Raw genomic sequence first — 26,479 nt, 5'->3', positions numbered from 1 at the left:
GCCTCTCGCCTTCATAAGTCTCTTCAACCTTGGCGAGTATAGCCAACTCATCTGGCATCCACACGCGTTGATGCCAGATGCTCGTAGGGGGTGAGCCTCATCCCCACGCTGGCTCCCGAGGAGATCGACGCTCTCGAACCGACCTTCCTCGGCCCGACATGGGCGAAGGAACCGGACGGCTCCTGGAAACTCCCGGAGCACACGCTTGGTTGGCAGATCGCCGGTTGGTGCGCCGAGTACCTGAAGGCAGAGGACGGCGGCCCCTGGCGCTTCACCCGCGAGCAGCTCCGCTTCCTGCTGTGGTGGTACGCGGTCGACGAGGCCGGTCGGTTCACGTACCGCAAGGGCGTCTTGCAGAGGCTCAAGGGCTGGGGCAAGGACCCCCTCCTGGCCGTGATCTCGCTCGTCGAATTCGTCGGCCCGAGCCGCTTCTTGCACTGGGGCCCAGACGGGCAGCCGGTCGGCGTGCCCCACCCGCAGGCGTGGGTGCAGATCGCGGCCGTCTCTCGCGACCAGACGCGCAACACGGCCAAGGGCTTGTGGAAGCGTGTCCCGAACGTCACTCAAACCGAGCTGGACGAGTGGGACGAACTCGCCGAGGACGAAGACTCGGTGGGGCAGCTCGCCTCCGCGCTGACGCGGGCGTCCGCTGAACCTGCCTCGGTCACCGCGGATTCCGTTGCGGTGGCTGCATGAGCAAGGCGGCGAGGCAGGCCGAGACCGACGAAGTCTCGGCCGCCTTCCATGTCGCGCTGACGCAGATCGGCGCACAGACCACGGCCGAGGCTCTCGCCCTGTGGGCGGATGTCCCGGTCGAACGGCGAGCGGCCACGGCTGGCGCCTGGCTGCGCAAGGCGATCACGCTCGTCATGAGCCGTCGCCGTCAGTCCCGGGATCTCGCGCGGGCCTACTACCGGCTCGCCCGTGCACTCCAGACCGGCCGCACGGTTGCTGACCCCTATCACCCCGAACCGTCGTACGTGACCCTGGCGGACCTGCGCAGGGAGTTCGCCGAACTGGCGGGCAACTACCAGCCGCCCGCTGAACAGGGGGGCGAGGCCGCGACCGTCGCTGACGGGGAAGCCTCGTCCGCCCGCCAAGTCGAGAACGACACCCCGCAGGACGTTCCGGGCCAGGCGCCCGGCAGCACCTCGGGGCAGGCCCTCGACGACGAGGCCGGAGAAGTTCTCGAAGGCGCCGGCACCAACGCCGAGGTGCAAGACGACGAGGACGACCCAGACTGGGAACGCGTCCTCGTCGAGGAACTGGAGGGGCTCCGCGCCGAAGAGGAGCGCGTCGAGCGCCAGGCCGAAGAGGAACTTCGGATCGTGCTGGAGGCCCTCGGCACCGCGAGCCTCGACCGGCGCATGACCCTCGAAGACGCTGACCCCGACGAGGCCCACCGTCAGGCGGGCGCACAGCAGGCCGCAGCCGCCTCGCGCGTCGCGATGAACGGCGGCCGGTCGGCGAACGGGACGCACATGTCGCGCGACCGGCGGGCCCTCGGGTACGTACGTCTGTCCCGCACGGGCACCCCCCGTGCGGCTGGTGCGCCATGTTGATCAGCCGGGGCCCGGTCTACAAGAGCCGCGAGTCCGCCACGTTCAACGACGGCGACCGCTACCACGACAACTGCCACTGCTACGCGATGCCGGTCTGGAGCCGGGATCAGTACCAGTCGAGCGAGCTGACCGCCTTGTCACGGCAATACGAGGCCCTGTGGCCGGAGGTTCACGAGGGGCCACAGCGGAAAGGCCGCAGTGACCGTCTGGCGCCGCTTCATCCGCAGCAAGCAGCGAGCCGCAGCCCAGGAGGCGCGGCAGTCCACTGACACAGCCCCGGAGGCGTGAAGTGCCCGAAGAGAAGCCTGACGAGACGTCGACCGAGGAGAAGCCCGGCGAGACTCCACCCGGCCAGAAGCCGGACGAGGAGCAGAAGCCGGACGACAAGGCTGGTGCCGGCGGGACGTCCACCAGTTCCGAGGACGAGTTGCCCGACTGGGCACGCAAGAAACTGGCGAAGGTCCGTGGCGAGGCGGCCGGATACCGCACGCGGCTGCGTGACGCCGAGACGAAGCTCTCCGAGGCGAAGACGCCCGATGAGGTCGAGGCCGCTCTCGCGGACGTGAAGGCCAAGAACGTCGACCTTGAGCGCTCCCTCCTCGTCTCCACCGTGGCGCGCAAGTTCGATCTCCCCGAGGCCCTAGCCGGACGCCTTCGCGGCGATATCCCAGACGAACTGGAGGCCGACGCGAAGGCACTTCAGGCATTCGTTACCCCTGCGCCCCCGCCCGCTCTGGGCGGTGGACTCAACCCGTCCGACAATGACGACGGAGAGATGGACCCGCGCAAGCTGGCTCGACGTACACGGCGCTTCTAGCCGTCGTCTCGGCTCAGCAGTCCCAACTGCCCAAACACCCATCGAGCAAGGGCAAATGAGCCGATGAAGGCTCCCGCGCCATAGCAGCCACTCTCCCAGAGGCCGTGGTGCGCGACGAGGGCCAGCACCATCACACCCAGCCCTACCACTGTCGCGATAAGCAGCACCATCAGCACGTACTGCTTTGTGAAATCGCGCCCGGACATTTCCCGCCTTCCATGATCCAACAGAGATCATATTTAGGAGTTTTTTGAAGTGGCATCGGTCCAGGTCCGGTTCAGAACACGGGTCTGCTCGACGCCGGAGAGCAACGGCTCTCCAGCACTCCTAGGCGGGAATGGCGTCGACGGTAGCCCGTCCGCCCAACAGGCGCAAATCAGCGGAGAAGCGTAGGGCTGCACCCACGCACGCCAAGCCCATCGGAGGTAAGTCCCATCCCCACCGCACAGCACCAAGTCGTCAAGCCGCAGAAGCTCGTCAACACCGCAGTCGGCACGCTCGAACAGGAACTCGTGATCCCGAACCTGTTCCAGAAGCAGGGCGTCGACCAGTTCAAGGGCGCGGAAAACGACACCATCTCGATGAAGGTCGAGGGCATCCTCCCCTTCCACGAGTACGGGTGGAGGAACGACCGCACGAGCCCGATCGTCTTCGACGAGTACAGCGAGCGGACCATCGCTGTGACCTTCGGCGGCAACGTCTACTCGGCCGTCAAGCTCACCGACGAGCAGAACGACTTCGACATCGACCAGTGGTCCAAGCTTCTGCGCCCACAGTCCAAGGCGGTCGCGCGCGGTCTCCAGCGCCGGGCGGTCAAGACGCTGACCAACCAGACGTACAACGCCGTCATCGGTAACTCGGTCGCGAACCTGCGCGGCGCCATCATCGAGGCCCGGCGCCTCCTGAACGCGTTCCACGCGCCCAAGGAGGGCCGTTACCTCCTCGTCGGCACCGAGTTCGAGTCGGCGCTTTTGAACGACGACAAGCTCAACCTCGCGCAGAACGTTGGCGACGCCGAGGCCGAGTCCGCCCTTCGCCTCGCGAGCATCGGCGACCGCATGGGCTTCCGCATCGTGGTCGACCAGACCATCCCGGCCGACGCCGCGTACGCCTTCGCGTCCAGCGCATTCAACTTCCTGTCCGGCGCCCCGAGCATCCCGCAGTCCGTTCCGTACGGCGCGACCACCTCGTTCGAGAACATCGCGCTGCGCTGGGTCCGCGACTATGACCCGCTCTACATGCAGGATCGTTCCGTCGTGAACACGTACGCGGGCTTCCGCTCCGTGACTGACGTCCTGGTCGGCTGGGACGCGGTCAACGAGAAGGAGATCGTCTCCACTCAGGAGCACTTCGTTCGCGGCATCAAGCTGGCCCTCGACGGCTCCTCGAACTACCCGGCCGCCGCGTCTGAGCTTGCCACCATCACCGGCATCTCCGACTGCGATGGTGTGGACCCCGACCGGCTACAAGGCCGAGACCGACCCGGCCAACGCGTAAACGGTGAGGTGGGCGGGGGGCTGGGACGCAGGTAGCTTGGCTGCCCCCTCCTAGCTCTTCGCTTCGCTCGCTGCGGATCGCTGACGTTCGCGCATTGAAGCGTAGCTACGCCTCAGCCAGGCCACCGCGCTGTCCACGCCCCGGTCAAACAGGTCACGCGCGAAGTCATCTGGACTCACGCCATACCACTGCTTGCAGACGAGAACAGCGACCTCACGCTCGGGGATCTCCAGCACCCCGGCGACGCCAGGAATGCCCTTCGGCTCAGGTGGAGGGGCCGACTCGCCGAGGGCCACCTTGTTCCACCATGCCGCAGTCAAGGTTGCCTCCTTACCTCCGGCCTCCCGTGTCACGGCCTCCATCTGGCTATAGGTCACCCCTTCACCAGCACGCCGCCTCACTTCCGAACTGAACACGCCGTCGCTCATGGTCGTCATCGTTCAGGAAGATCAGCGCCCTGTCTGCCGGGTTGAAGGATCTGCGGTCACCACTCATCGCCCCGGCTACAGGAAGGAGACTGCGTGCCCTATGCCACCCTCGACGAGCTGAAGGGCCGCCTCGACTGGGATCTTGACGAAGACGAACTGCGGATCGCGGCCGGTGCGTTGGAAGACGCGTCCGACCTCGCGGCCACGTACGGCCGTGAGTGGCCCGAGGAGACGGTTCCTCGCCTGGTGCGCACGTTGGTCCTGAAGGCTGCCGCAAGGTACCTGCGCAACCCGAACGGCTGCACGCAGAGCCGGGCCGGGGACGAGATCCTCGCGTGGTCCGATGCACACGGCCGTGACGCCGGGTCCGTCTACTTCACGCGCGAGGAGATCCGGCTCCTGGAAGACCTTGCCAGACGCAAGCGCGGCTTCTCCAGCGTGGTCGTCTCCGCGTGGGGCACGAAGCCCAAGCCGGGTGCCGGCGGATGCGTACCGGTGGACTACGGCGGCGACGGCTTCCCCCTCTTCGGCGACGCAGCGACCCCCTGGTGAGCATGCAGCGCAGGCGCGGCCAGACGGCCCGCGTATGGCGGACGAAGGAGATCGTCGACAACCGAGGGAACACGGTGATCGCCGTGGACGAGGACCACCCCGTCACGGTGAAGGCGGCCTTCATCCCGCAGCGAAGCGGCAAGGCCGAAGTCCCCGGTCAGCAGCAGATCAACGTTACGCGCATGATCGTGGACGCCCATGTCGAGGGCGTCACCCTCTGGTCCCGCGTCGAGTACCAGGGCCGCATGTGGGAGATCGTCACGCCGCCCGCCTACCACCACGGCGAGCGCCGCACCCGGCACTGGTCGATCGATATTCGGGAGCGGCCCTGATGGCAAAGATCTACGAGCGCAAGGGGAAGAGGCAGCTCGAAAAGGCTGGTCGGGGCCGCTCGCTCTTCGTCATAGCCACAGGTAAAACACCCCTACTGAGGTATCAGTTACCTCAATGTGGACGTTCTCTCGGAGGGGTGCACCCTCTGTCCGGGTCTGCTGGACGTGGTGCGGGCACGGTGCTCCGGGTCTTGCGAACGGTCAATATCAAGTGAGCCTTGACGGTGAGGCCGGGCAAATCCATTCCGGCTGGCCCGAGGGCAGGGTGCGACGCTCGGCGGTGGTGAGGTCGCGGCCGAGGATGGCGCACAGGTGGCTTTCCCAGAGAGTCGGATCTCCGTTTTCTGTGGAGCCCGGACGCGGCACTCCGCTACCGAGAATTCGGCTGCACGGTCCTGGTCCAGGACAAACGCCTGCCCGGTGGAGTTAAGTCTTCATATTCCATGGGGGCGTTGGCTTGCCATCGGGGTCCAGCCCCGATGGCCATCGGGAGTCGAGGAGGAAGAAGCGGGCGTTCCCCGCATCGGCGGCTTCGCGGAGGAGGGACTCGACTCCCTTCCCGTCTCCCCTCTCTTCATGCCGCAGTACCAGCGCCCGTAGAGCGTCGACGTTGCCTGTGTCCGCTGCCTCTCGGTACAGGGCTTCAGCGGCTCCTCGGTCCCCAGCTCGCTCCCGTGACACGGCAAGATCCACCAGGGCGTCGTCGCTTCCGAGGCGTGCGGCTTCGCGGTACAACGACTCGGCACCGGTGCTGTCACTGTTTGCGTCCCTCCACCGCGCCAGCTCGTGCAACGGGTGACGCCTGTTGACGTCCGTGTTGACCGTCTCGCGCGCGAGGGCTGCGGCTCCGGCATGGTCGCCCGTCTCGTCCCGCCACCGGATCAGCTCTTGAATGGCGTGTCGGTGCCCCGTATCGGCAGCCTCCTGAAAGAGGCGCTCGGCGGCGGTCATGTCCCCGGCCTTCGCTCGCAGCACTGCGAGATCGCGTAGAAGCTGGGGACGGCACGCGTCGACTGCCTGCCGCGCGATGGCCTCTGCACCATAGGATTCCCCCGCCTTCTCCCGAAGGAGGACCAGCGCGCGTGCAGCCTTAACGTCGCCGGTAGCTGCGGCCTCTCGGAGGAGTGACTCACAGCTGTCGATGTCTCCTGTTTTCCACCGACGGATCGCCAAGTGGCGCAGGGCATTGGAGTCGCCGACGTTGGACGCCTGCCGTGCGAGGGCTTCCGCCTCCTTCCCGTCTTCGGCGTCCTCACGCAGCAGGGCGAGATGGTGCAGGCTGTGAGTGTCGCCCGCGTCAGCGCAGTACCGGAAAAGCTCCTCGGCGGTTACGTCTCCGGCCTTCTGACGTTCCAGCGCGAGTGCCAGCAGGGTTTCCGTGGATCCGGAGTCGGCGAGTGCCCGTGCCAGTGCCTCCGCGTCCGAGTAGTTCGCACTCTTGTCACGCCGCTCCGCAAGGCTCCGCAAGCCCTCCGTGTGACCCGCCTTCGCCGCTCTACGGGCAAGAACCTCCGCCGTACGTTGATCCCCGGCATCGTCCTTCAACAAGGCAAGGTCACTCAAAGCCTCCAGGAACCCGGCCTCGACCGCCTGAGAGAAGAGCTTCTCCGCAGCAGCCGTTTCCCCGGCCTCTGCTCGCCAGACGCCCATCACCCACAACCCCGAGGGGCTGCCGACGGCAGCTGCGTCCCTGGCCGCAGCTTCCGCACCGTCGGGGTCCCCGGCCTCCGCCCCGACCAGAGCCTGTCGGTGTCCACGTCAAAGTCGTGGCTCTCATCGACGATTGCCTCAGCCCCTTGGGGAGCACCAGCCCGCTCGGCACGACGCCGAAGGTGATGGGCCCACTCCAGCCGGTGTCGGGCCTTCGCCGCCGCAGCAAGCCCGTTCAGGTCGTCGCACTGTGTGAGCCGTTCGAAGGCAGCACTCCAGAACGATGCTGGCGGGCAGAGGTGACGTCGAGTTCGACGGCCATGCTGCTCCAGATAGTCGGCGAGCCGGAACATGGTTCCAGTTCCGCCCAATTCAGCGAGCACAGGGCCGCTGTCAGGGGGAGTCCGCTTGGGGCTGGTGTACGCAGAGCGCAGGGGAGCTTGCTTGCCGTGGACAGGCTCAGCAAGTTCGGCCAGAGCGTCTCGAGCCCAGTCCGGCCGCTGGAGAAAACCGTCGTAGTCCTCATCGCCGAGGTAGTCGGCCGCCGCATCGGTCAGAAAGTCCTGGGGCAGGTGCAAACCCATGCCAAGGCGCCGGGCGTCCATGGCCGCCTCCAGTACAGCTCTGGCAGGAGGGCTCGCGGTCAGGTAGCGATGAAGGAGGAGGGGGGCTCCGGCAAGATCCTGTGCCACCCGACCGCTGCCGCGGGCCCGTCCAAGGGCGTCGGCAAGCAGTCGATCACCCGTCTGTGCTCGCCTGGTTGCCTCCTGCAGTGCCTTCGCGTCGAAGGTCTCGGGCACGTGCACGATCCGACCCGTGAGGAGTTCCCGCACCCTGCTGTACGGGTCCGGGGCCTTGGGGGTCGGAGGAGCGATGTACCGGCGTGCGTATTCGGACCACAAGGTGCCCAGTACGAGCACGGGCCCGCGTCCAGGGGCGGTGAGCATGGCGTGCAGAGCGGCGGCGATCCGTTCTCCGTAGCTGTGGTCGCCAAGGTAGTGCTGGGCTTCGTTCAGCCACACGACCGTGCGTGGTCCTACCTGGGCGAGCGCGTCATGCGCCGCCTCGGCACGCGTCGGGTTGAAGGGGTGCCACAATGCCCACCCCTCCGACGCCAACGGCTGCACGGCTTCCCAACATGCCCGGGTCTTGCCTGTCGAGGACGACCCGACCAGCACCACCATGCGCCGTTCGCCCGCCGCAACCGCTGCCACGGAGTCGGCAAGCACCCTGTCATGGTCGCGTCGGACGTATCCGGAGAGCATGGAGACGGATGGGTGTCCCAGACCCACGTCCGACCCGGCAGGATGAACCTCAAGGTGATGCGGATCCCACTCCGCGATCGGCTTCCCCAAACCTTCGGCCTCCTCCGCCGAGGCCGATGTCTCCCCGACGGCGGTGCGCCGCAGGTCCAGCAACTCGGTCTCGGGAAGGCCCAGCGCGTGCGCGAGCGCGGCGATCGTACCCGGAGAAGGGACGGGTGCCTTGGGATTGAACGCCTCCTGGACCGTCGTGCGGCCCAGACTCGCCCGGGCGGCGAGCTGAGTTTTGGTCAGGCCGAGAAGGGCAAAGCCGTTGCCGAGTCGCCTGCGCAACTCGGCGAGCGCCGCGTCCCGAGCCCGCGTTCCACCGTTCACCTACCAAGACCCTCTCGCCCGGCTGCTCGTCGGTGTTCATCTTCCACCGTCCGAACCATGGCGCACACGAGTTCCCTGACTCTCGGATACGTCACGACCATCCCACCAGCATGGAGTCGCAGTGTCCGCTCTCAGTACCCTTCTGATCACCACCGCGCTGGTCGTTCTCTTCGCCTTGCTCGCTGCCAGCGTCGCCGGCAAGCTCGCGCGACTCGACGGCGCCTCCTACCCGACTGCTCTGGCTCGGGCCGCCGTCGCCTTCGCCGCCGTGTTGACGCTGGCGGCAGCCGTCACGTCTGCCCTGGCAGCGGTGTGACGGCACCAGCCGGGGCGCGGGTCTCCTGGACGCGGGTCGGCCGCTCGGTAATCTCCACGGCCGCCCCCACCGCTCTCTGCTGGCCCCGAGGCGCTATGTCGGCATCAGCCCTGTGGACGCCCTGGAGCCGCCAGCGGTCCCACGGAGCGGGCCCGCCAGCCTGATGAAGGACCTGTACGCAATCTTCGACTGAGAACCGACAGCGAGAGCCCCGGCTGAGTGGGACGCCTGAGGCGGGTGCAACGAGAATGCTCGTCGCACGCCGTTTAGCCCACACGGTCGTCACGGCTGTACCACGCCGCCACCTAATCCGTGTCCAAGGTCCGGGTCAAGCCCCGTCACGGCGCTCACTGTGGCAGGAAGACCCCAAGGTGTTGTCCGGTCAGGAGGTCGGCTCGCTGGGGCACATTCTCTCGTTTCTGTGATCTTCTCCATGACCGACGCTACTGTGAGGCAGATCCGTGTATCGGACACTGGTCCCCAGAGCTGGTCCCCAAGCCAACGTCGCCGGGCCCTCTCCCTTGTTGAAGGAGGAGTCGCCTGGGTCATCGCCGACGGGACGTCCGGGAGGCACGTCCAAGGCCGCCAGTGGGTCAAGAGGTCGGTTCGCCAGGGCTGGTCACGGCGTGAGATCTCGCGGCCCTGCGCCTGAGCTCGCGGATGGTGTCCTGCCATTGCCAGGAATCACTGCCGCACCACTCTCCTTCATCATCCAGCTGCCAGGCCGCCAGTTCGTCCAGGCGAGCGATCATCGTGGAGCTCGCGGTGTCGGGAGTTCCGCTCCCGTGGTCGAGTCGCCTTTTGATGTCGTGCAGTCGGTGAGCCGCACGGTAGTAGGACAGTTGGGTGTCGCTGAGCCTGCGCAGGGCGTAGCCACCGCACTTGCTGCACCAGTCGAAGTCGGTGCGCGCCATGAGGTCGGCGACCGTGAGGAGGTCGTCGCCGGCCACCACCGCGCGTTCGTGGGCGTGCCGGCACAGCGGCGAGTGGCCCTTGCCCTCGATCAGAGGGCTGGCGTTGGTGGTGTAGAGCTGGACTGCGGCCAAGGGCCCCAGAGAGAGACCGCTGCCGCTTCGCCAACGGTCGCTGCCGGGCTGCCGGAAAGGCGCGAGGCTGAGGCGGTCCTCAGTGAGCAGGCCGTGCCATACGGCCACCGGCAGCCCGCCAGTCCGTCCGCCGTCCAGGCTTCGCAGGTCGTGCGCGCCGCGCGCCAGGGCCAGCAGGCGAAGATTCAGGTTCCGGTCTTCGGTATGGCGGAGGGTCCGGCGTGTGCCCTCGGCAAGACCCAGTCCTTCGCCGAAATTCGGATCGTGGACGTCCTGGCCGCGACCGGGCAGTTGGGCCTCACGCGCTTCCGGCTCGGGACTCTGTTCCAGCTCCTGCAAGCCGAGCACGCTTCCGGGCAGGTCACGGGCCCCTGCGATGAGGACGCCCAGCCACCCCTTGGCCAGCCGCTTCTCGATGCTGTCCAGAGGCAGTACTTCCGCTCCCCCGCTCGCCGAGAAGACAAGATAGAGCTCGTCGGCGCCTGGCCCAAGTGTGTGCAGCGCACGGAGGTGATCGAGGGTGACCGGGCGCCGGTCGAAGACCGGGGTGTCATCGAAGACACCCGGCCGGACGATGCCCGGCTGCCTTCCCGAACTGCGGTCAGGTTCGGGCAGATCCGGCGCCGCGGCGGCTGGACTGCACGGAAGGCTGCTCACCGGGCTCAGTAGCCGTTCGGCGACGAGATCAGGCACTTCCAGGGTGAGGACGCCGCTCCCCCAGTTGGCATCAACGGTCCACGTGAGCAGCACACCGAGCGTCCACGTATCCAGCCCGTCCAGGAAATCCCGGGCACCGTGACGCGGCATGGCGTGGGATGCTTCCGGCATCTGTGTCGTCAGCCGGCATCTCGGTGCCCGGTCGGCCGGCGTCGCTGCCGCCTGGGCCTGTTCCTCCCAGGAGGCGATCAGGCACGCTGCCTCGGCTCGGGCCTCGTCGTAGCCCTTCCGGTTGCTGCGAATGCCTCGCACGATGTCGTACGAGAGGTATGCACGCGTCCCCGGACCTTCCCAGGGCCGCTCGGCCGCGCTCTGCCACCGGTGCCACAGGTCCGCCAGTGCTCTGGACACCCGGTCATTGCCGCCGAGCACCGCGAAAGCAGGATCCGCGTGCGGAAGCTCGGGCACAGGGAGTGCCGTTGCGGCAGCAGCCACGACAAGCTCCTCCGGGTCTACAAACCGCGCCGCCTGAGACCGAAGCGTCTCCAGGTACCGCGTCTTGACCGTCAGTGACGGCTTCGCCCACTCCTCCAGCCATGGAAAGTGAGCAAGGGTGGCCTGTGCCCGATGCAGGCTCCGTCCCGCGCCGCGCCAGTGGGCAAAGATCAGACCGCGCAGCTCCTCTGCATCCTCACGTGCCTCCCGCCGCGATATGCCGCCTTCCACCTCCTCCTCGTCATCATCGGGGTCGACATCCTGTTCAGTGCGAAGGAGTTCGGCGGCTTCCCGTGCCTCGCGGTCGGACCAGCGTTCCTCCTCGTCCGGCTCCACGTAGGACTGCAACTGATACAACAGCCCCGTTCCGCCGAGAGCCCCGAGGAACATTCCCAGTCCGGTACCCGGCCGGCCCCAGACGCCCCATGCCGCGCAGCGCGAGCACAACCGCCGCAACATCGCCGTCTCCAGCGGCACGTCGGCGGTCCTCACCTCGGACGTGCGCAACTGTCCGCACTGCCTCGACACGTGCAGATTGGCCCCCTTGCTCCTGGCCGAATACACCGTGACCAACGAACCCTCGAACGGCCCGAGCGGAACGTCAGCCAACGACAGCTCGATACCCACAAGACCCCCCGACTCTGCTCCTCGACAACTCGAACCCCGCAACGCCGCTACCCCTTCCAGGCACCAGACCGGCGCCTCGTCCAACCTTTGAAGGACGCCGTTCATCACTTGCATGCTCTTCATCAACACCGACATGCGAGGCCACTGCGTGCACCATGCACTGGTCCCCAGGTCTGATCCCCCGACCGGCGAGGCGTTTTCCCCTCCCGCACGCACCCAGCCATCGCCTGGCGCAGACAAGGAGATCGCAATGTCCGTCAACGAACGCAGACAATGATCAGGAGAAGCGCCGGTTTGGCCAACCGGCGATCCCGTGTTATAACCGCCGACGGGGCTGCCTAAGTGACGAGTGGAACAGGCGGCTTCCGAGCACTTGGCGGCACGTTCGAGCCGACCGAGAGCGCCCAGTCTTCGCCCCTATGCAGGGGACGTTTCTGATCACAGCAGCAAGTCACTCACAGGAGATCTGCCGGGCCGGTCCCCAAAGAGGGCAGAAAAGGGCGGCGAAAACTGAACGTTGAAGCGGAACTCCACCACGTCGTAGAATCAACGACTGCGCACCCCCACTTACAACGGCTAACACAATGAGTTGAGTTGTCGGTGGGTGATGAGGCAGCAGGCGAGTTTGAGGAACGCTTCGTGGATGTCGGCTCTGCGTTCCCAGCGGATGCGCAGGCGTCGGAAGCCGTGCAGCCAGGCGAAGGTGCGCTCGACCACCCACCGGTAGGTGCCCAGTCCGGTGCCGTGCCGGGTGCCGCGGCGGGCGATGGCCGGCACGACGCCGCGGTCGCGGACCTGGTCGCGGTAGATGTCATGGTCGTAGCCGCGGTCCGCGAACAGCGAGTCGGGCCTGCGGCGGGGGCGGCCGACCCGCCCCCGGACCGGCGGGATCGCGTCGAGCAGGGGCAGCAACTGGGTGACGTCGTTGCGGTTGCCGCCGGTCAGCAGGACCGCGAGCGGAGTGCCGTGCCCGTCGGTGATCAGATGATGCTTCGAGCCGGCCCGGCCCCGGTCGACCGGTGACGGGCCCGTGTGGTGCCCCCTTTTAGAGCCCTGACGTGGGAGGAATCGACCACGCAGCGGGACCAGTCCAGCCGCAGGGCCGCATTCAGCTCAGCGAGCAGGACCTCGTGGAGCTGCTGCCAGACCCCGGCCTCGTTCCAGTCCCTCAGACGCCGCCAGCAGGTCATGCCCGAGCCGAAGCCCAACTGCTGCGGCAGGTACTCCCACTGGATCCCGGTGTGCAGCACGTACAAGATCCCGCACAGTACCTCCCGGTCCGGCAACGGCTTGCGGCCCGGATACCGAAAGCGTCTCTCACGCTGCGGCAGCAACGGCTCCAGGCGGTCCCACAGCTCATCCGACACGATCCACGGCGACGTCCCCACACCGAACCGAACGCTCAACTCCCGCTCCGGACACGGCAGCCAGGACCGATCCACCTCTTTGTGTTAGCCGTTGTTACACCAGGCGAACGCGGCCCTCGACCGCCGCCATCGAGACAGAGCAGGTGTCTTCTAAACGCCTGCCCTGTTGTCAGCGGTGGCAGCCAGCAATCACTGGTCTCGACGACGGCCGAACGCTCAGCCGACGCCGACAGGGACTCGAAGTTTCGTGCAAGAGAGCCGTCCAGCAGCCTCGTAGACACGCGGGGGGACCCCTACGAGGCAATGCCTAACTCTGGAAGATCCCGTCCGCCGAACAGGTCGTCGAAGCGGCGGGCTCCTTGCGTAGAAATCAGAAAGTACGGGGCCCCGGAGCCGACAACGCTGTGCGGCCCTTGCTGCCCCGCGATGAGGACATCATGTGGCGCCCATACGTCGAGCCCATCGAATACGTAGTAGACCGGGAGACTGGTCCAGGCAATGAGCTGCAAGTGCGCCAGAACTGCTGAGCGTTCAACGGCATGACGCCCTGTTCGCTGGCTGGTCATCCCACCCTTACAGTCGATCAGCACCAGGTCCCGTTCCTTCGCCGCAATGAGATCCGGAAACCAGCGAATGGAGCTGTCCGTTCTCCGGAGCGCGCATTGGAGCGCCCGGCTCAGTAGACCCTGCCCCCAGAAATCCACTTCCCATCCTCGCCCGATGAGTTGCTCGGCGACGTGCCGCTCGTGCGCATCGCCTATCGCTTTCCGCTGCTGGAAGCTCGCCACGAATGCAGTGTGACCCGCCGAGCGAATTAGGTAACTCTCCGTGGATCAAACCAGGCCAGTCCCACTCTGTCTCAGTAGCTCTCACTGTGTTCGCGCCAGTCCGTGGACGTCCGGCAACGTCCGCAGACGCTCTCCTCAACTTGGCCGAAATGCAACGGGAAAGGCCGCCTATCGACCGCTCCCGATGCAAGGGGAAGCCGTCGCTCTGCGCCCGTGGCACTTCCGTACGCCCCCAAAGCGTTCGAAACTGCGACAACGGCCAATCCTCGCGCACACAGCCGCGACTACATGTGGACGGTGGGGTCTCCAACTCACCGGAGCGGAGCCAACACTGTAGTTGCTTCGCAATCTGGTGCATTACCAGTGCCCACTCACTCCGCAACGACGGCATCAGGCTCAGAAATCACCCACTACGGAAGCTGGACGGCATGCCTGGCCGTTCGCCCTCCCTGACACCTTGACGACGCCTTCATACAGAGAGCTGGACGTGCACACCCAGCCAGCCAACCGCCTTCAAGTCACGGACGAGCCACATAGGCAAGCTCAGTCGCCGGGCGGGATGAGCCAGTGGACAGTTCGCGATCTACGTAGTAGGGCCGATGGAAGTTCGTCTTGGAACCGACCGGCCCACCGGGGAACGGCGAGGTAGGGCCGAACCCCGGCTCGGTCCACAGGTCCAGGTCCACCTCAGGTGGGTCATTGCGGCGCCCTGCGGCCTTGGGACGGAGGGTATGGATCAAGCCGCTGTGCGACCCGTCCGTGTCGTCCTCCGGCATGACCACCATGCCTTCGGCACTCACGGGCAGGGCGCTGTACAGGCCCAGCGCAGAGGCGAGGGACGGGAAGTTCAGTTCGACCAGCTGTCGGTAGCCGATGAGGGCGTCCCGCAGAATCTGCCTGGTGATCCTCAGCGTCAGCAAAGGGGAATACCCCTGCCACATCCGTCCACGCCGCGGGATTTCCTGATCCGGTTCGCCGTACGGTCTGCGCAGCACCTCGTCGGTAACACCGGCCAACTGGGAGTGCAACCACCGGATGTCCGCCGAGTCGTAGGTGTAGCCCGCAACTTGATGGGTGTACCGCGCGGATGTCCGCACACGTTCCATCATCGCCTCAACTCGCCGGCGCACTTCGGGCACGGAGACGCCATCGCGGGGCACGTTTCCCTGGCGGAGTCGCTGCGCGAGGTGCCACAGCCGCTCATGGGCCAACGGAGAATCCGGCGGCACCAGAAGAGCACCACGTCGTACTACACGCTCAAGGGGCTCGCGGATCCGTTCACGGGCCCAGTCCCACCTGCCCAGCGGATCACCGGGAAAGAGGTGCTGACTCCACCATCGCCATTCGTTGTCTTCCCGGTTCCTCGGGTGTGAGACCAGTGGAGTCACCGCAGGCGGCTCGGAGGAGTATCTCGACGGAGAAATGGCCACCCAGCCATCCTTCACCCACACTCCCCACCGCGGCAGCCGTCCATCCCGCATTTCAACCAGCGAGCCGCTCAGCGGACCGAATCCCTCGACAAGAGCTTCGAGCGCCTCCCGCAGCCAAGTGCCTACGGTTTCAGCGGTTCGGAGTTCGTCGTCGTCCACCCGGCCCAGTCCGGCGATGGAGGTCCTGGCCCTGTCTTCAGCCTCGCGCATGCCATGGTGTTGCTTCTTGCCTCGGGCGATCTCGTCGAACGTCCAGGAAGAGGCTGCGGGGTTGGCCCGAGCAAGGCGGAGCATGAGGTTCTCCGCTTCGTCCGGGGCACTCGCGCTCACGGCGAATGCGATCGCGTAGCGCCACCGGGGGAACGCGTCGGCAGTGACGATCTCCTCCAGCAGTACGGAGCCCTTGCGCAGAGCCTGGGCGCCAAAGTGCTGCTCGAAGACAGGCAGGGCGAAGCGGAGTCCCGCAGCTTCTTGAACGACCAGACCGGTATCGGTCAGCTCCCACACCTCGGCTTCATGCCCGAAGTGCTGAGCGGGGACTGGACCTCCAGCATTCAGGAGGTGTACGGCGAGACGAGCAAGGCGGTCCCAGGTCTGTGACGTTTGGGAGCCTCTGCGCCGTCCTTTGATGACGGACTCGGCCAGACCAACCAGCAACTCCAAGTTGGACACCCGGGCGTCTTCACCGGCCAGGAGGCGGGAGGCGACGGACAGGGCTTGAAGGGGGCTGGTCAGCAGGTCCTGCACTTCTCGCTCTTCGAAAAGCATGCGCGCGTCGTCGCCGATCACAAGGTCCAGAAGTTCCGCGCCTCTCCGCACTGGCCACGGGGAAACCTCGTGCACCACAGCCCTGCCCAGCTCGATTCCAGGTCTGCACGAAGCGAGAATCCGGGCGGTCGGGTGGGCGGCCAGCAGGAGCCTGGCCTCATACAGGAGGTGTGCTACCTGCTCGGGTGAGATCCGATCAAGATCGTCGATCACGATACGTCCGAGTCCACTCGCCGGCTCGCCGCCCGCGCGCGTGATGGCATCGAGCAGATCTGGTACGGCCTTGCCCGCATCCACCCATACAGGGATCACGACATCAGGGTCACCCGCCGCCTCGCGGAGCCCTTCCCGCAACCAACTCTCGGCTTCCTCACTCTTGCCAGCCCCCATGGGCGCAACCAGAACCGCCAGAGTACCGGCGGGGACAATCACCGCCGGCAGTGAGGATTTGTCAGCCCAGTCCAGAACGGCACCGGCACGCTCCTCGGGCACAAGACTCAGTCGTGCCTCACGGCGGTGCTGCGAGGCACGCGCTGCATCAGTGAGGGCATCTGACCTGGACTTGTGTCCGGCGGACACTGCGTCGAGCAAATGAGCAAGAACGTCACCGGAGGTGATGGCACCGGCGTAGGTACGGCGGATGGAGTCGTACCGATCCAGGTATCGGCACAGCTGGTCGTGGTGCCACACCGCCCAGCCCTTGAGCCCAAGGCGTGCCGCATACGTGGACACGAAACGCTCAATCTGGGCAATGCCTCCGCTGCCCGGCACGGGAGTCAGGATCACATTGGTGGTGAAGATCAGGTACTCGGGCAGCCGCTCCCGCTTCGAGGTCGGGCTCAGCCACGCTTCGAATTCCTCCTTGACCTGCCCCTTCAGCCACGAGACCGCATCCTGGGGGTGTTGATCCGTGCGCTGCCGGAACTTGGCCTGCACGACCCCGTAGCCGTCCCATGCCTCAAGCTCGCTCGGATAGGGCACCCGCCCCTCGAACGTTGCCTCACGCCCGCCGTCCTTGCCGTCCCCGAAGGCGGAGACGCCCGGCCCGAGGATCTCCTGGGCCAGGGCCTGCGACACGTGCTCGAACTCCCGGGTGCTCAGCCCGCTGAGGTTGTAGTCCACCCCGCCATGATGCCGCCGCCGCTATCTCCGGACGGCCCGACGAAGCTTTTGCCCGGCCGGGCCTCTGCGACCACGCCGATTCACGTGGCTTGACCAGCCCAGCAACACGCCTGACAGCCCATCAGAACGAGCGTCACTTCAGCGTCAAGATATCGCCTGTAACGCCCACACCGCACATAATGCGCACGCATAAAACCGCAGGGGCGATGCCGGCCGGCATACACCACACAGGACGCGAGCACTTCGGACCCGACTTCCTGCAGGAGACCGGCTACCTCTTCGAAGAGTACGTCGGCCGCCAACTCCGCCTGATACCGGACGCCGACGTCATCTCGGAGATCACGTACCGGTCAAGCGGAACGAACTGCAAAGTGTCGACTGGTTCGTCGTCTTCGACGACCTGGTGCTGCTCGTGGAGGTCAAGTCCATGATTGCCGACCGAGAACGCCCGCCTCACGCTCTACCAGGGCAGCGGCGACAACATGGGTCGGCGCGTCCCCCTCACCGAGCACCCCGATACGGCCAGCCTGGTCGCCAGCATCGAGAGCGACGGCGAGTCGCCGACGACCGGAATCCGGCAGCTCACGGCCTGCTACATCCCGAACCTGACCCCGAACCGATTGCACCGGGGGTCACCGATCGGGCGCAGCGACTACGCCGCCCCCATCTATGACCAACTCGACGGCCTCGACGAGGTGTGGACGAGTTGGATGCGCGACATCCGCCTCGCCCGCGCGGCTGATCGTCCCCGATGGTTACCTACGCAGCAACGGGCCCGGAAAGGGCGGGTCGTTCGACGAGGACGCCGAGGTATACGCGCAGCGCAGCATGCCGCCCACGGACAACGGCGGCATCACGTTGAGCCAGTTCGACATCAGGGTCGAGGAGCACCAGCGCACGGCCGAGGCGCTGACCCGGCAGGCCGCCCAGTCCGCCAGGTACGCCGCCCGATCGTTCGGCCTCGACCAGAACGGAGGGCAGGCCCGGACCGCGACCGAGGTCGACAGCGACGACGACAAGAGCATGATCACGCGCAGGAAGAAGGCCGGCCACTGGAAACAGGGCATGGCCGACGGCCTGCTCGCCCTCGACGCCGTGCACTTCCGCAGCAGAGTGACCCCGGAACGTCCGCGGGTGGAGTTCCCCGACGAAGTCGCAGAGTCGCCGATGGACACCTCGCAGACCCTCGAACTACTCAACCGCGCACAGGCCGTGTCGACCGCAGCCCGGGTCAAGATCCTTCACCCGGAGTGGGACGACACCAAGGTCGCCGCCGAGGCCGCTGCGATCCTCCGGGAGACCGGCACCGCAGCCCCAGACCCGGGCGACACATACCCGATGTGAGGCGCCAAAGAAAAGCTGCCAAGCACTGAGCTTGGCAGCCTGATCCCGTCTGGCGGGTTCGTGGCGGTCTCTAGGCGGGGGCGCCCGCCGCCTTGTCAGGCTGATTCCCCTTGTACTCGAAGTACACCACGCACACATCGCGTACCAGCACTGCGACCGCCACAATCACGAGTCCCGTGATCTGCCCGGCCGTCTGGACGCTGTCGGTCGCGACGAGTGCGCCGACCGCAATTGCACTGCCAGTGCCGACAGTCGGCACTGGGATGCTGACTCGCTTGCTCATTCGGGTTCCTTTCCTATGGACCCGTTCAGCATGCACAACGCCCCCTCGCGGACGAGCAGTCATTCACCCGTGAGGATGGCATATCCCATTCAACCCTTGCGGCGCGGACGAATTTTCCTTACTATGCGCCGCCCATGTCAAGCTTCCCATAGCTCAAACGGATTACTTTTTCCGAAATCGACCCGCATCAACTGCGGTATCTGTTAAAGGGGTTTGGGGATGCACATGGCCATTCACCCCCGGGATGGCTGAACCCCTCGCCACTGGCACTCGCGACCTGTACGCCGCCGCCGAGTGGGCATCATCGCCCGCCAGCTCGCCGCCGGCCTCGACGCGCCCGGGTGGGTCGAGGCCAAGCTCGCTGCCGTCCAGCAGGTACGCCGCGCCGCACAGGCCGTCGTCGACGAGTTGGGCAAGGCGACCAGCCTCGAAGTGTTCGACGCGGTCGCCGAGGCGTACAACGTCGGGCACCGTGCCGCGGTCGCCGAGTTGGGCGCCCTGTCAGACGACGCCCGCGCTCTGGTCGACGACCGCGTGCCCAACGCACAGGCCGCAGACCGCCTCGCACAGGAAGCGGTCGACGTCGTCACCGGAACGCACCGGTCGATTCTCCGAGCCGTTGTCGACACGTTCCGGACCGTCGTCGCGTCCGTGGCCGCCACGCCGCTACTCGGTATCGGCACCCGCCGGCAGGCCACGCAAGACGCCATGCGCCGGTTGGTCGACGCCGGTAGCCGAGCGTTCGTCGACCGCGCCGGCCGCCGCTGGTCGCTCCCCTCTTACGCCGAGATGGCAGTGAGGACGGCGACCGCGCGCGCCGCGACCGAAGCGCACATGCGCACGCTCAGCGAGGCCGGCGTCGAGCTGGTCGTCGTGAGCGACGCCCCCCGCGAGTGCCCCCTGTGTCGACCGTGGGAAGGCCGCGTGTCGACGATCAGCGGGCCCGCGGGGGCGCGCACGGTCGAGGCCGAGCACACGCCGTCGAGGACGGCCGCACGGTGCACGTCCGCGTCGCCGGCAGCCTCGACGAAGCCCGCGCCGCAGGGTTGCAGCACCCCAATTGCCGCCACAGCGTGAGCATGTACTCGCCCGGCCTGACCCGGATCGAGCAGGCCCGCAGCGACCCGGACGGGTACGACGCCGGCCAGCGTCAGCGCGAGATCGAGCGCACCATACGGAAGTGGAGGAGCCGCGAGGCCGCCGCCGTCACCCCGGAAGCGCAGCGCGCCGCCCGCGCCAAGGTGCTCCAGTGGCAGGGCGCCACGCGCCAACACCTCGCCGACCACCCCGACTTGCGCCGCAACCGCGTACGCGAGCAGATGCGCCGGCAACCTCCCCGAGCCCCGGACCGAGGCGACCGCCGAGCAGGTCGACGCTGCCCGCATCTGGTCAGGCGACGACGCGTCCGTGCGCGAGATGAACGACGACCAGCTCGCCGCCGCCATGCGCTCGAACCTGTTCGACGACCGCGCCCGCCGCCGAATCGAGGCCGAGGCCGACCGCCGCGACCTCACCGCCCTGCTCGACCGCGCCACCCCCGGCGGTGCCCTCGCCGCCGACCTGACCCGTTCAATGACGCCGAGTTGGGCCGCCTGATCGGCCACGTCGACGACGCCGATGCCCTACGGATCGCCGCCGAACTGGACCACCGCGACCTCGCCGCCCGGCTCCCGGGCATTCGCCCGGATCTGGTCGGCCTGTCCGACGACGAACTGGCCGCCCGCGTCCGCCACACCATCGACCACGGCCTCGACGACGTCGACCAGCTCGCCGCTCTTTCGTAGGTGGCAGGCTCCCCCTATAGTGGGCGCGCTCCCACCCCGGGGGCCCGCTGTGGCCCGCGGTGATGACCGCACGACCGTCCCCCGAACCCGTACGGACAGTTCCGCCGCCGTGCATGCATCGATGACCGAATCTGCTCCGGCGGCCCAAGCGGGTGAGGGCGGCCGCCCCGCATCATGCCTGTGGGACTCCGTCACCAGCCGTACTGCGATTGGAGAGTCATGTCTCGTCTTCTCACCACCAGCGGAGCACTGGCGGCGTTATGCCTCGGGCTGCTGTCGGTCCAATCCGGGTCGGCGGCCGCCGACGCGCCGGCCGAGGGGGCCCAGGTCGTGATCAAGACGATCAACGGCTCCGGGTGCCCGGCGGGCACGGCCGGTGCCACGGTGTCCCCCGACAACTCCACGCTCACAGTGAAGTACGACGCCTATACCGCCCAGGCCGGAGGCAATGCCGGACCGACCGACGCGCGGAAGAACTGCCAGCTCGTCCTGGACGTCAAAGCCCCGGCGTCCTACACCTACGCCCTCTTCGGACTTGACCACCGCGGCCACGCCTCGCTGCCCGCAGGCGCGACCGCCACCATCAAGTCCGACTACTACTTCCAGGGGACGACGGACGACGTCTTCCAGTCCCACCCGCTGACGGGGCCGTACGAGGATGACTGGGCCGTGTCCGACAGCGTGCCGGACAACCGGCTGGTCTGGGCACCGTGTGGCTCGCAGCGGTACCTCAACGTCAACACATCCCTGCGGGTGAGAGCTGGCACGGGCAACAGCGCCAGCGTGGTCACCATGGGTTCGACGGACGTCCCGGGCACCTCCTACCGGCTCATTTGGAAGCGGTGCTGACGCCCGGGGCAACGTGAGGCTCGGCGCCTGGACTGCCCGGAGGGCCGGGACCGGCCGGTCGCTCCGATCGGCGGCTCGCCGCGCACCGCCTGGAGGCGGCTCGGCCTGTGGGTGGCGACGTACCTGCCAGGCACGGGACCCACGGGCATGCCTCTGAGGGCGCGGTCGGCCTCGTGAGCCTCGCGTGAAGACGCATCGACGGGATGCGGCACAACACATGAAAGGTCGCGGTCGGCGTATTGCTCTGCGTCACGCAGCGACCAGATCGTCGCCTGCCGAGCAGAGCTCGAGCACGAGTACGTGACCGCCGACGGCGGCGACGGCGAGCAGCAGTTCCTGCCAGTGATCTCTGGGCGGGCCAGCGCCAAACTGAACCGGATCGCCGCAAAGATGACGCGCCCGCCGAAGCAGAAGGCCCGGCCCTTCGCCAAGCTGCGCGAGGAGTGGAAGCCGACGAGCGCGAGACGCTGCTGGACCGGCGCTGTCACGTTGTTGGGTTCGGGGATCGGTGGCACCGTCCGCCGTGCGGGCAGACCAGACCATCCTGGCGCCGAGCGACACCGGGGCCTTGGCCGCCCAGGCCAAGAATCGCCGCCGACACCCAGGCGCAGGCCCAGCGGCGCCTGCACGCCCACACCGACCGGCACACGGCTGTCGCCGCTGCCATCGCCCCGGCGGGCCCAACAGGCCGCCGAGCGCGCCGGGCTGGACCGCCGCGCCGCAGGCCACGCCCGCCGGTACGGGCGCTGACCCCATGACTCCTCGCGCTCGTCCCGGTGTCGCTTCCGGGAAGATGTCAGCCACCGCCGACGAGCGCGAGGTCGCAACACCCAGCCGGGCCGACCGCCAGGAGGTACGCCTTCCCCCCGAAGCGGTCGACCCGGCTGGTGGGCGTTGCTGGGTGTGCGAGCAGCCCGTCGTGGACCCGGCTGCCGACTACAACGACGGCGGCCCGCACCCGTACTGCGCATGGAAGACCAAGCGCATACAACGCGGCCTTGCAGGCCCTCCGCCCGCGACGGGCTGGTCCGACGTCCGCTGGTCGATCCGGACGTCAGGCAGCGGGAAGCGCGGCGGCAGCAGCAGCGATCTTGGCGGCGACGGCGTCGAGCGACGACTCCTTCGTGCTCAGCCCGGAGTGCGACGCGAGCATGGGGCTGACGTCAAAAAGCTCGTCGAAGGTCACCCCGTGCGTCACGGGCACGACGCGGTTGGTGCCGAGCAGGACGGCGAGCTCCTTCTCGGCGATCCCCTCGTTCTTGATGCTCTCGAGCAGGGCTGGCGTGACCAGCACGATGCCGATCCGGGAGTTGCGAAGCCCCTTGTCGATCTCCCGCATCTGCAGCGAGCCCAGCGGGATGTCTTCCTCGCTGAACCACACCGTCGCACCGCTCGTCCTCAGGTGACCGTAGAGCTCCTTCGCGCTGCCCTCGCGGTCGTTCCAGGCGTGGCAGAGGAAGAGGTCTCGCTTGTCCGGGTGTACCTGTGCCTGTACCGCAGCCTTGTCGGCGTAGGGCTCGACCGCCCGCCACTCGGTCGGGGTGTACGACACCGTTCTGCCGGACCTGGTGCGCCGCGAGGTGCCGCCGCCATACGACCCGCCGGACGACCGACCGCCGCCACCGCCACCGCCGTAGGAGGGTCCGGACGAATACGACTGGGTGGGCGACCTCCGTCCCCGGCTGCTACACGCTGGGCAGTTCGCGGCCCCACTCGCGGTGCGGTGGCCTCGGGAGGGTGCTGTGCATTGCGCCATGCGCCCATGGTAGAGCGAACCTCCGACACAGTGTCGTGGTTTGTTGCACGGCCGGCAGCAGCACGTTCAGGGCCGTCGCGGGCATGGTTCGTCGGTGGTGCGACGTACGCTCGTTGCCCAACGCGGAAGGACGCAGGATGACGGACCCCACGCTCGACCAGATCGCCGCCGCGAGGCCGACGCGCGCAACATGATGAAGACGACGCTTGGCTCCGACGGACCGACGTCGGGCACCAGCCCGATCATCGAGCGCTACCTGGTGCGGTTACCGCTCGACAACAGTGCGCGCACCTGCGCGCGGTGCCGTTGCAGCCGATGTTCCTACTGATGCCGACCGACCTGTGGCGCTGCCGTGACTGCGTCGCCGCGTGCGCCGCCAACCCGCTCCAGCTGACCGACGTCAAGGAGAACACCTGCGACAACTGCCGCAGGCACTTCCCGGTGCAGGGTGCGAGCTTCACGCCGTTCGTGTTCCGGCAGGAACGACTGTGCTCCACGGGTCCGCCTGCGACGAGTGCACCGCTTACGTAGAGCCAAAAGAGTGGCTGCAGGCGAGTGGGAGTGCTCTGGGACTTTCCTGGATATTTGCGCAGTTCAGAGGATCGGACCAACCAAGCACAGCAGGTCACGGGCCCCGCTGGTCTCTTCCGGGACATCTGAGGGGCGTCAGAAGAGGCGCCGCCACACCCCTGCTGACCTGCATGAACGTGAGGCGGGAAGGGAGGTGGCGGCGCCTCTGGGACTTTTCTGGGACTTTTGGTCGGGATCGAAGGCTTCCGGTCGCTGCGCACTCGACATGGTGCGCCATCGGAGAGGTGTCGGTCTGAGCGAGCCACGGAAAAGGGCAGTCCAAGACCTGCTCCTCGGCTCGGGGCAGCACACACCTACACAGCCAGATCACCCGATACATGAGCTTGTTCCGCTTTGGCGGACGCGATTGGTGTGGTGGTCAGGCTGCGAATGCGTTCTCGTATTCGGCTGGACTGCGGTAGCCGAGGCCGCCGTACAGACGGTGCAAGTTGTACGAGCAACTCCCGTTTGCTGGTGGCGAAGAAGGCCTCGGCGAGTGCGTCGTCCCAGCACTGCCCGGTACGGCCGACCGACAGACGCACCCCCAACTGGTCTGTCAACGCGGCGAAGTGGCGACTGTTCTACTGGCCGCCGCGGTCCGAGTGAGAGATCACCGGACCGGTGGGGCGGCGCTCTTGGCAGGCGGCCGTGAGGGCATCGGCGATCAGATGAGTCCGCAGGTGATCGGCCGTTGCCCAGCCGACCACGTGACCGGAGGCCATGGAGGTGACGGTGGCCAGGTAGAGCCAGCCCTCCTGTGTGGCGATGTAAGTAATGTCGCCGCACCAGCGGGCATCCAGCGGGGCGTCGGGCTGGAAGCCCCGGACGGAGATGGGGCCGCAGGGCAGCTCGCGGATCCGGGGATCGTCGTCAGGTGCCGTCGTCTGAGGTGCCGGCTCCGCAGGCCGGCGGTCCGCATCAGCCGCGCGACCCGGCGCCGGCCGCCCCCCGCGCCCGCCCGCTTGAGCACGGCCTACGACCGGCGGGCGGCACATCGCCGACAAGCCACCTCCGTACGGGGCAGCGAAGAAACGAGCCAGCCCACCGGTCGACAGGATCCTGTCACCGGAGGACGGCACATCAAGGACCAACCATCAAACGCGGTTTCGGCCCGTGTCCACCCGCCGATCGCCAACAGGCTGACATTGACGCGAAGAAAGCCTTGAGAAGCCTCGGCTCAGCGCGCCGGTGCCGTGATCTCGCGCTTGAGGATCTTGCCGCTCGGGCCCATCGGCAGGGCGTCCGTCAGCCACACGCGGCGCGGGTATTTATAGGCGGCCACCCTCTCGCGGACGAACTCCTGGAGTTCCTCGGCCGTCGCCTCGGCTCCCGGGCGCAGGACGACCGCTGCCGCCACCTCCTCGCCGAGGCGCTCGTCGGGCAGGCCGAGGACTGCAGTGAGGGCGACGGCGGGGTGCTCGTGCAGGACTTCCTCGATCTCGCGTGGGTAGACGTTGTAGCCGCCGCGGATGATGAGGTCCTTCTTGCGGTCGACGATGAAGAGGTAGCCGTCCTCGTCCTGCCGGGCCAGGTCGCCGGTGCGCAGCCAGCCGTCGGGAATCGTGGCGGCGGTCTCTTCCGGGCGGTTCCAGTAACCCTTCATCAGGTTCGGTCCGCGCACCGCCAGTTCACCGATCTCGCCCGGCGCCGCCTCCCGGCCGGCTTCGTCCAGCAGTCGCACCTCGACGTCGCGGACGGGGGTGCCGATGGAACCGGCCTTGCGCGGGCGGTCGGGGTGGTTGAAGGAGACGACCGGGCTGGTCTCGGACATGCCGAAGCCCTCCAACACCATGCAGCCGAAGCGACGTTCGAAGCCGTGCAGGATCTCCACCGGCAGGGACGCGCCGCCCGAGATGCACATGCGCAGGGTGGACACGTCGGCCTCAGCGGCACCCGGGTGCTGAAGCAGCGCCGCGTACATGGTGGGCACGCCCTCGAAGACGGTGGCCCGGTCGCGGGCGATGGCGTCGAGCACCGTCCGCGGCGCGAAGCGGGGAACGAGGGTGAGCGAGGCGCCGCTGAACACGGCGGTGTTCATCGTGCAGGTCTGTCCGAAGATGTGGAACAGCGGCAGACAGCCGACGATGACGTCCTCGCTGGTGAGCTGCTCCACGTCTACGGCGCTGACCTCGGTGTTGTGGCGCAGCCCGCCGTGAGTGAGCGCGGCGCCCTTGGGGCTGCCGGTGGTACCGGAGGTGTAGAGCAGCACCGCGATGTCGTCGCCGGCCGCGGCGGCGACCTCGTACCGCGGCTCCTGCCGCGCGAGCAGGCCGGCGAAGGCTCCGGGCTCGACCGAACTGTGCCGCACCCCGGCAGCGGCCGCTCCCTCGGCGCCCTGGCCGGGCGCCGCGTGCCACTCGAAGAGCAGCACGGCACCGGAGTCCCGCAGGTGGTAGTCGGTCTCCCGGGACTTGAGCAGCGGATTCATCGGCACCACGATCCCGCCGGCGCGCAGGATGCCGTAGTACAGGACGACGAACTCGGGGACATTCGGCAGCATAAGTGCGACACGGTCGCCGGCGCGCAGGCCCTCGGCACGCACCAGCGCGGCGGCCTGTGCGCTCAGCTTGTCCAGCTCGGCGTAGGTGGTGATCGCCGTGCCCAGCCGCAGCGCCGGGCTCTCGGGCTGCCGACGTGCCGTCTCCGCCAGGAATTCCGCCAGATTGGCCATGATGCCTCCTTGCACGCATGCTCCGTGGCGCCGGGGAAGTTCGCCTCCGACGCTCACGGAATGGTGACGGCCGCGATCGCGGCCGTCCATGGCGGCGCGGACAGCCGGTGCGTGCCGGGATTGTTCCGGAA

General features: G+C 67.4%; 27 protein-coding genes and 1 pseudogene. 16 read left to right on the top strand and 12 right to left on the bottom strand.

Annotated features, from left to right (window positions below; translation table 11 throughout):
• The first annotated feature begins 90 nt into the window (after positions 1-90).
• From STRTUCAR8_RS32240 to STRTUCAR8_RS32230, 4 genes are read left to right on the top strand one after another with little or no spacing between them, the layout of a single operon-like run.
• Entirely contained in the window at positions 91-696 is a 606-nt protein-coding gene (locus tag STRTUCAR8_RS32240; protein ID WP_006380342.1) for a hypothetical protein, read from the top strand.
• Entirely contained in the window at positions 693-1,562 is an 870-nt protein-coding gene (locus STRTUCAR8_RS32235; RefSeq protein ID WP_006380363.1) for a hypothetical protein, read from the top strand. The genes STRTUCAR8_RS32240 and STRTUCAR8_RS32235 overlap by 4 nt, the downstream gene beginning before the upstream one ends.
• Positions 1,556-1,831 (top strand): VG15 protein, encoded by a 276-nt coding sequence (locus STRTUCAR8_RS54660; protein ID WP_006380384.1) that lies wholly within the window; start codon positions 1,556-1,558, stop codon positions 1,829-1,831. Before STRTUCAR8_RS32235 ends, STRTUCAR8_RS54660 begins: the two co-directional genes overlap by 7 nt.
• A 20-nt stretch (positions 1,832-1,851) precedes the next feature.
• Positions 1,852-2,379 (top strand): hypothetical protein, encoded by a 528-nt coding sequence (locus tag STRTUCAR8_RS32230; RefSeq protein WP_006380386.1) that lies wholly within the window; start codon positions 1,852-1,854, stop codon positions 2,377-2,379.
• On the opposite strand, the gene STRTUCAR8_RS32225 is transcribed toward STRTUCAR8_RS32230, so the two are convergent.
• Positions 2,376-2,585 carry a hypothetical protein gene (locus tag STRTUCAR8_RS32225; RefSeq protein WP_006380348.1) on the bottom strand — a complete coding sequence of 70 codons (210 nt, stop codon included), beginning with the start codon at positions 2,583-2,585 and terminating at the stop codon, positions 2,376-2,378. The two genes, STRTUCAR8_RS32230 and STRTUCAR8_RS32225, sit on opposite strands and share 4 nt — an antisense overlap.
• A 306-nt stretch (positions 2,586-2,891) precedes the next feature.
• Between STRTUCAR8_RS32225 and STRTUCAR8_RS32220 the strand changes: the two genes are divergently transcribed.
• Positions 2,892-3,911, top strand: coding sequence for a phage major capsid protein (locus STRTUCAR8_RS32220; protein WP_006380398.1), 1,020 nt, complete (start codon positions 2,892-2,894; stop codon positions 3,909-3,911).
• A 15-nt stretch (positions 3,912-3,926) separates the two neighbouring features.
• Here STRTUCAR8_RS32220 and STRTUCAR8_RS32215 read toward each other — a convergent pair whose 3' ends face one another.
• A complete protein-coding gene (locus STRTUCAR8_RS32215; protein ID WP_059073106.1) occupies positions 3,927-4,304 on the bottom strand; it encodes an F-box protein in 378 nt (125 codons plus the stop codon).
• Positions 4,305-4,397: 93 nt separating this feature from the next.
• Between STRTUCAR8_RS32215 and STRTUCAR8_RS32210 the strand changes: the two genes are divergently transcribed.
• Together STRTUCAR8_RS32210 and STRTUCAR8_RS32205 are read left to right on the top strand one after the other, a co-directional pair.
• On the top strand, positions 4,398-4,856 hold the full coding sequence (locus tag STRTUCAR8_RS32210) for a hypothetical protein (protein WP_006380344.1): 459 nt from the start codon (positions 4,398-4,400) through the stop codon (positions 4,854-4,856).
• Between the two features lie 2 nt (positions 4,857-4,858).
• Positions 4,859-5,188 (top strand): hypothetical protein, encoded by a 330-nt coding sequence (locus STRTUCAR8_RS32205; protein WP_006380375.1) that lies wholly within the window; start codon positions 4,859-4,861, stop codon positions 5,186-5,188.
• Between the two features lie 426 nt (positions 5,189-5,614).
• Here the strand turns inward: STRTUCAR8_RS32205 and STRTUCAR8_RS32200 are convergent, their stop codons facing one another.
• Complete coding sequence (locus STRTUCAR8_RS32200) at positions 5,615-6,838, bottom strand: tetratricopeptide repeat protein (protein WP_143666503.1); 1,224 nt, start codon at positions 6,836-6,838, stop codon at positions 5,615-5,617.
• Positions 6,838-8,475, bottom strand: a complete 1,638-nt coding sequence (locus STRTUCAR8_RS32195; RefSeq protein ID WP_052350926.1) for a helix-turn-helix domain-containing protein — start codon at positions 8,473-8,475, stop codon at positions 6,838-6,840. The genes STRTUCAR8_RS32200 and STRTUCAR8_RS32195 overlap by 1 nt, the downstream gene beginning before the upstream one ends.
• A gap of 121 nt (positions 8,476-8,596) precedes the next feature.
• Between STRTUCAR8_RS32195 and STRTUCAR8_RS32190 the strand changes: the two genes are divergently transcribed.
• Positions 8,597-8,791, top strand: a complete 195-nt coding sequence (locus STRTUCAR8_RS32190) for a hypothetical protein (RefSeq protein ID WP_044473261.1) — start codon at positions 8,597-8,599, stop codon at positions 8,789-8,791.
• Positions 8,792-9,384: 593 nt separating this feature from the next.
• Here STRTUCAR8_RS32190 and STRTUCAR8_RS32185 read toward each other — a convergent pair.
• From STRTUCAR8_RS32185 to STRTUCAR8_RS32165, 4 genes are all read right to left on the bottom strand, one after another.
• Positions 9,385-11,616: a hypothetical protein gene (locus STRTUCAR8_RS32185; protein ID WP_100247723.1), complete on the bottom strand. Its 2,232-nt coding sequence runs from the start codon at positions 11,614-11,616 to the stop codon at positions 9,385-9,387.
• Positions 11,617-12,192: 576 nt separating this feature from the next.
• Positions 12,193-13,043 (bottom strand): IS5 family transposase gene (locus STRTUCAR8_RS50520; RefSeq protein WP_086025829.1). Its coding sequence is split into 2 segments (ribosomal slippage): positions 12,193-12,678 and positions 12,681-13,043, totalling 849 coding nucleotides; the frame shifts between segments, so codons are not numbered across the junction.
• A 233-nt stretch (positions 13,044-13,276) separates the two neighbouring features.
• A complete protein-coding gene (locus STRTUCAR8_RS32170) occupies positions 13,277-13,771 on the bottom strand; it encodes a hypothetical protein (RefSeq protein WP_044473259.1) in 495 nt (164 codons plus the stop codon).
• Between the two features lie 518 nt (positions 13,772-14,289).
• On the bottom strand, positions 14,290-17,091 hold the full coding sequence (locus tag STRTUCAR8_RS32165; RefSeq protein WP_006380345.1) for an NACHT domain-containing protein: 2,802 nt from the start codon (positions 17,089-17,091) through the stop codon (positions 14,290-14,292).
• A 669-nt stretch (positions 17,092-17,760) separates the two neighbouring features.
• Here STRTUCAR8_RS32165 and STRTUCAR8_RS54655 point away from each other — a divergent pair.
• Positions 17,761-18,435, top strand: a complete 675-nt coding sequence (locus STRTUCAR8_RS54655) for a hypothetical protein (RefSeq protein ID WP_006380389.1) — start codon at positions 17,761-17,763, stop codon at positions 18,433-18,435.
• A 70-nt stretch (positions 18,436-18,505) separates the two neighbouring features.
• Here STRTUCAR8_RS54655 and STRTUCAR8_RS32150 read toward each other — a convergent pair whose 3' ends face one another.
• On the bottom strand, positions 18,506-18,718 hold the full coding sequence (locus STRTUCAR8_RS32150; RefSeq protein WP_006380353.1) for a hypothetical protein: 213 nt from the start codon (positions 18,716-18,718) through the stop codon (positions 18,506-18,508).
• 294 nt (positions 18,719-19,012) lie between these two features.
• Between STRTUCAR8_RS32150 and STRTUCAR8_RS54650 the strand changes: the two genes are divergently transcribed.
• The 6 genes and pseudogenes from STRTUCAR8_RS54650 to STRTUCAR8_RS52935 all read left to right on the top strand — a co-directional run bounded on the left by STRTUCAR8_RS54650 (position 19,013) and on the right by STRTUCAR8_RS52935 (position 22,101).
• Entirely contained in the window at positions 19,013-19,795 is a 783-nt protein-coding gene (locus STRTUCAR8_RS54650) for a phage minor capsid protein (protein WP_006380339.1), read from the top strand.
• Positions 19,717-19,935: pseudogene (locus tag STRTUCAR8_RS56015) on the top strand (phage minor capsid protein); the annotation flags it as partial. The gene STRTUCAR8_RS54650 and the pseudogene STRTUCAR8_RS56015, both read left to right, overlap by 79 nt.
• A 190-nt stretch (positions 19,936-20,125) precedes the next feature.
• Positions 20,126-20,314 carry a hypothetical protein gene (locus STRTUCAR8_RS54645; protein ID WP_006380381.1) on the top strand — a complete coding sequence of 63 codons (189 nt, stop codon included), beginning with the start codon at positions 20,126-20,128 and terminating at the stop codon, positions 20,312-20,314.
• On the top strand, positions 20,302-20,502 hold the full coding sequence (locus STRTUCAR8_RS54640) for a hypothetical protein (RefSeq protein ID WP_006380380.1): 201 nt from the start codon (positions 20,302-20,304) through the stop codon (positions 20,500-20,502). Before STRTUCAR8_RS54645 ends, STRTUCAR8_RS54640 begins: the two co-directional genes overlap by 13 nt.
• Before the next feature lie 219 nt (positions 20,503-20,721).
• Complete coding sequence (locus STRTUCAR8_RS32140) at positions 20,722-21,351, top strand: DUF4360 domain-containing protein (RefSeq protein WP_006380340.1); 630 nt, start codon at positions 20,722-20,724, stop codon at positions 21,349-21,351.
• A 300-nt stretch (positions 21,352-21,651) separates the two neighbouring features.
• Entirely contained in the window at positions 21,652-22,101 is a 450-nt protein-coding gene (locus STRTUCAR8_RS52935) for a hypothetical protein (protein ID WP_006380354.1), read from the top strand.
• 304 nt (positions 22,102-22,405) lie between these two features.
• Here the strand turns inward: STRTUCAR8_RS52935 and STRTUCAR8_RS32135 are convergent, their stop codons facing one another.
• Positions 22,406-22,903, bottom strand: coding sequence for a toll/interleukin-1 receptor domain-containing protein (locus STRTUCAR8_RS32135; protein ID WP_006380367.1), 498 nt, complete (start codon positions 22,901-22,903; stop codon positions 22,406-22,408).
• Positions 22,904-23,434: 531 nt separating this feature from the next.
• On the opposite strand from STRTUCAR8_RS32135, the gene STRTUCAR8_RS32130 reads away from it, so the two are divergent.
• On the top strand, positions 23,435-23,638 hold the full coding sequence (locus STRTUCAR8_RS32130; RefSeq protein WP_143666419.1) for a hypothetical protein: 204 nt from the start codon (positions 23,435-23,437) through the stop codon (positions 23,636-23,638).
• A 620-nt stretch (positions 23,639-24,258) separates the two neighbouring features.
• Here STRTUCAR8_RS32130 and STRTUCAR8_RS55870 read toward each other — a convergent pair.
• The gene (locus STRTUCAR8_RS55870; protein WP_052350925.1) at positions 24,259-24,672 is read right to left on the bottom strand and encodes a DDE-type integrase/transposase/recombinase; all 414 of its coding nucleotides are present in this window, start codon (positions 24,670-24,672) and stop codon (positions 24,259-24,261) included.
• Positions 24,673-24,854: 182 nt separating this feature from the next.
• Entirely contained in the window at positions 24,855-26,348 is a 1,494-nt protein-coding gene (locus tag STRTUCAR8_RS32120) for a long-chain-fatty-acid--CoA ligase (RefSeq protein WP_006380359.1), read from the bottom strand.
• Positions 26,349-26,479 lie beyond the last annotated feature (131 nt).

This window comes from Streptomyces turgidiscabies Car8, from assembly GCF_000331005.1.
Classification (GTDB): Bacteria; Actinomycetota; Actinomycetes; order Streptomycetales; family Streptomycetaceae; genus Streptomyces; species Streptomyces turgidiscabies.
The sequence above is the reverse complement of the archived record's forward strand: the minus strand, read 5'-3'. Positions and strand labels throughout refer to the sequence as shown.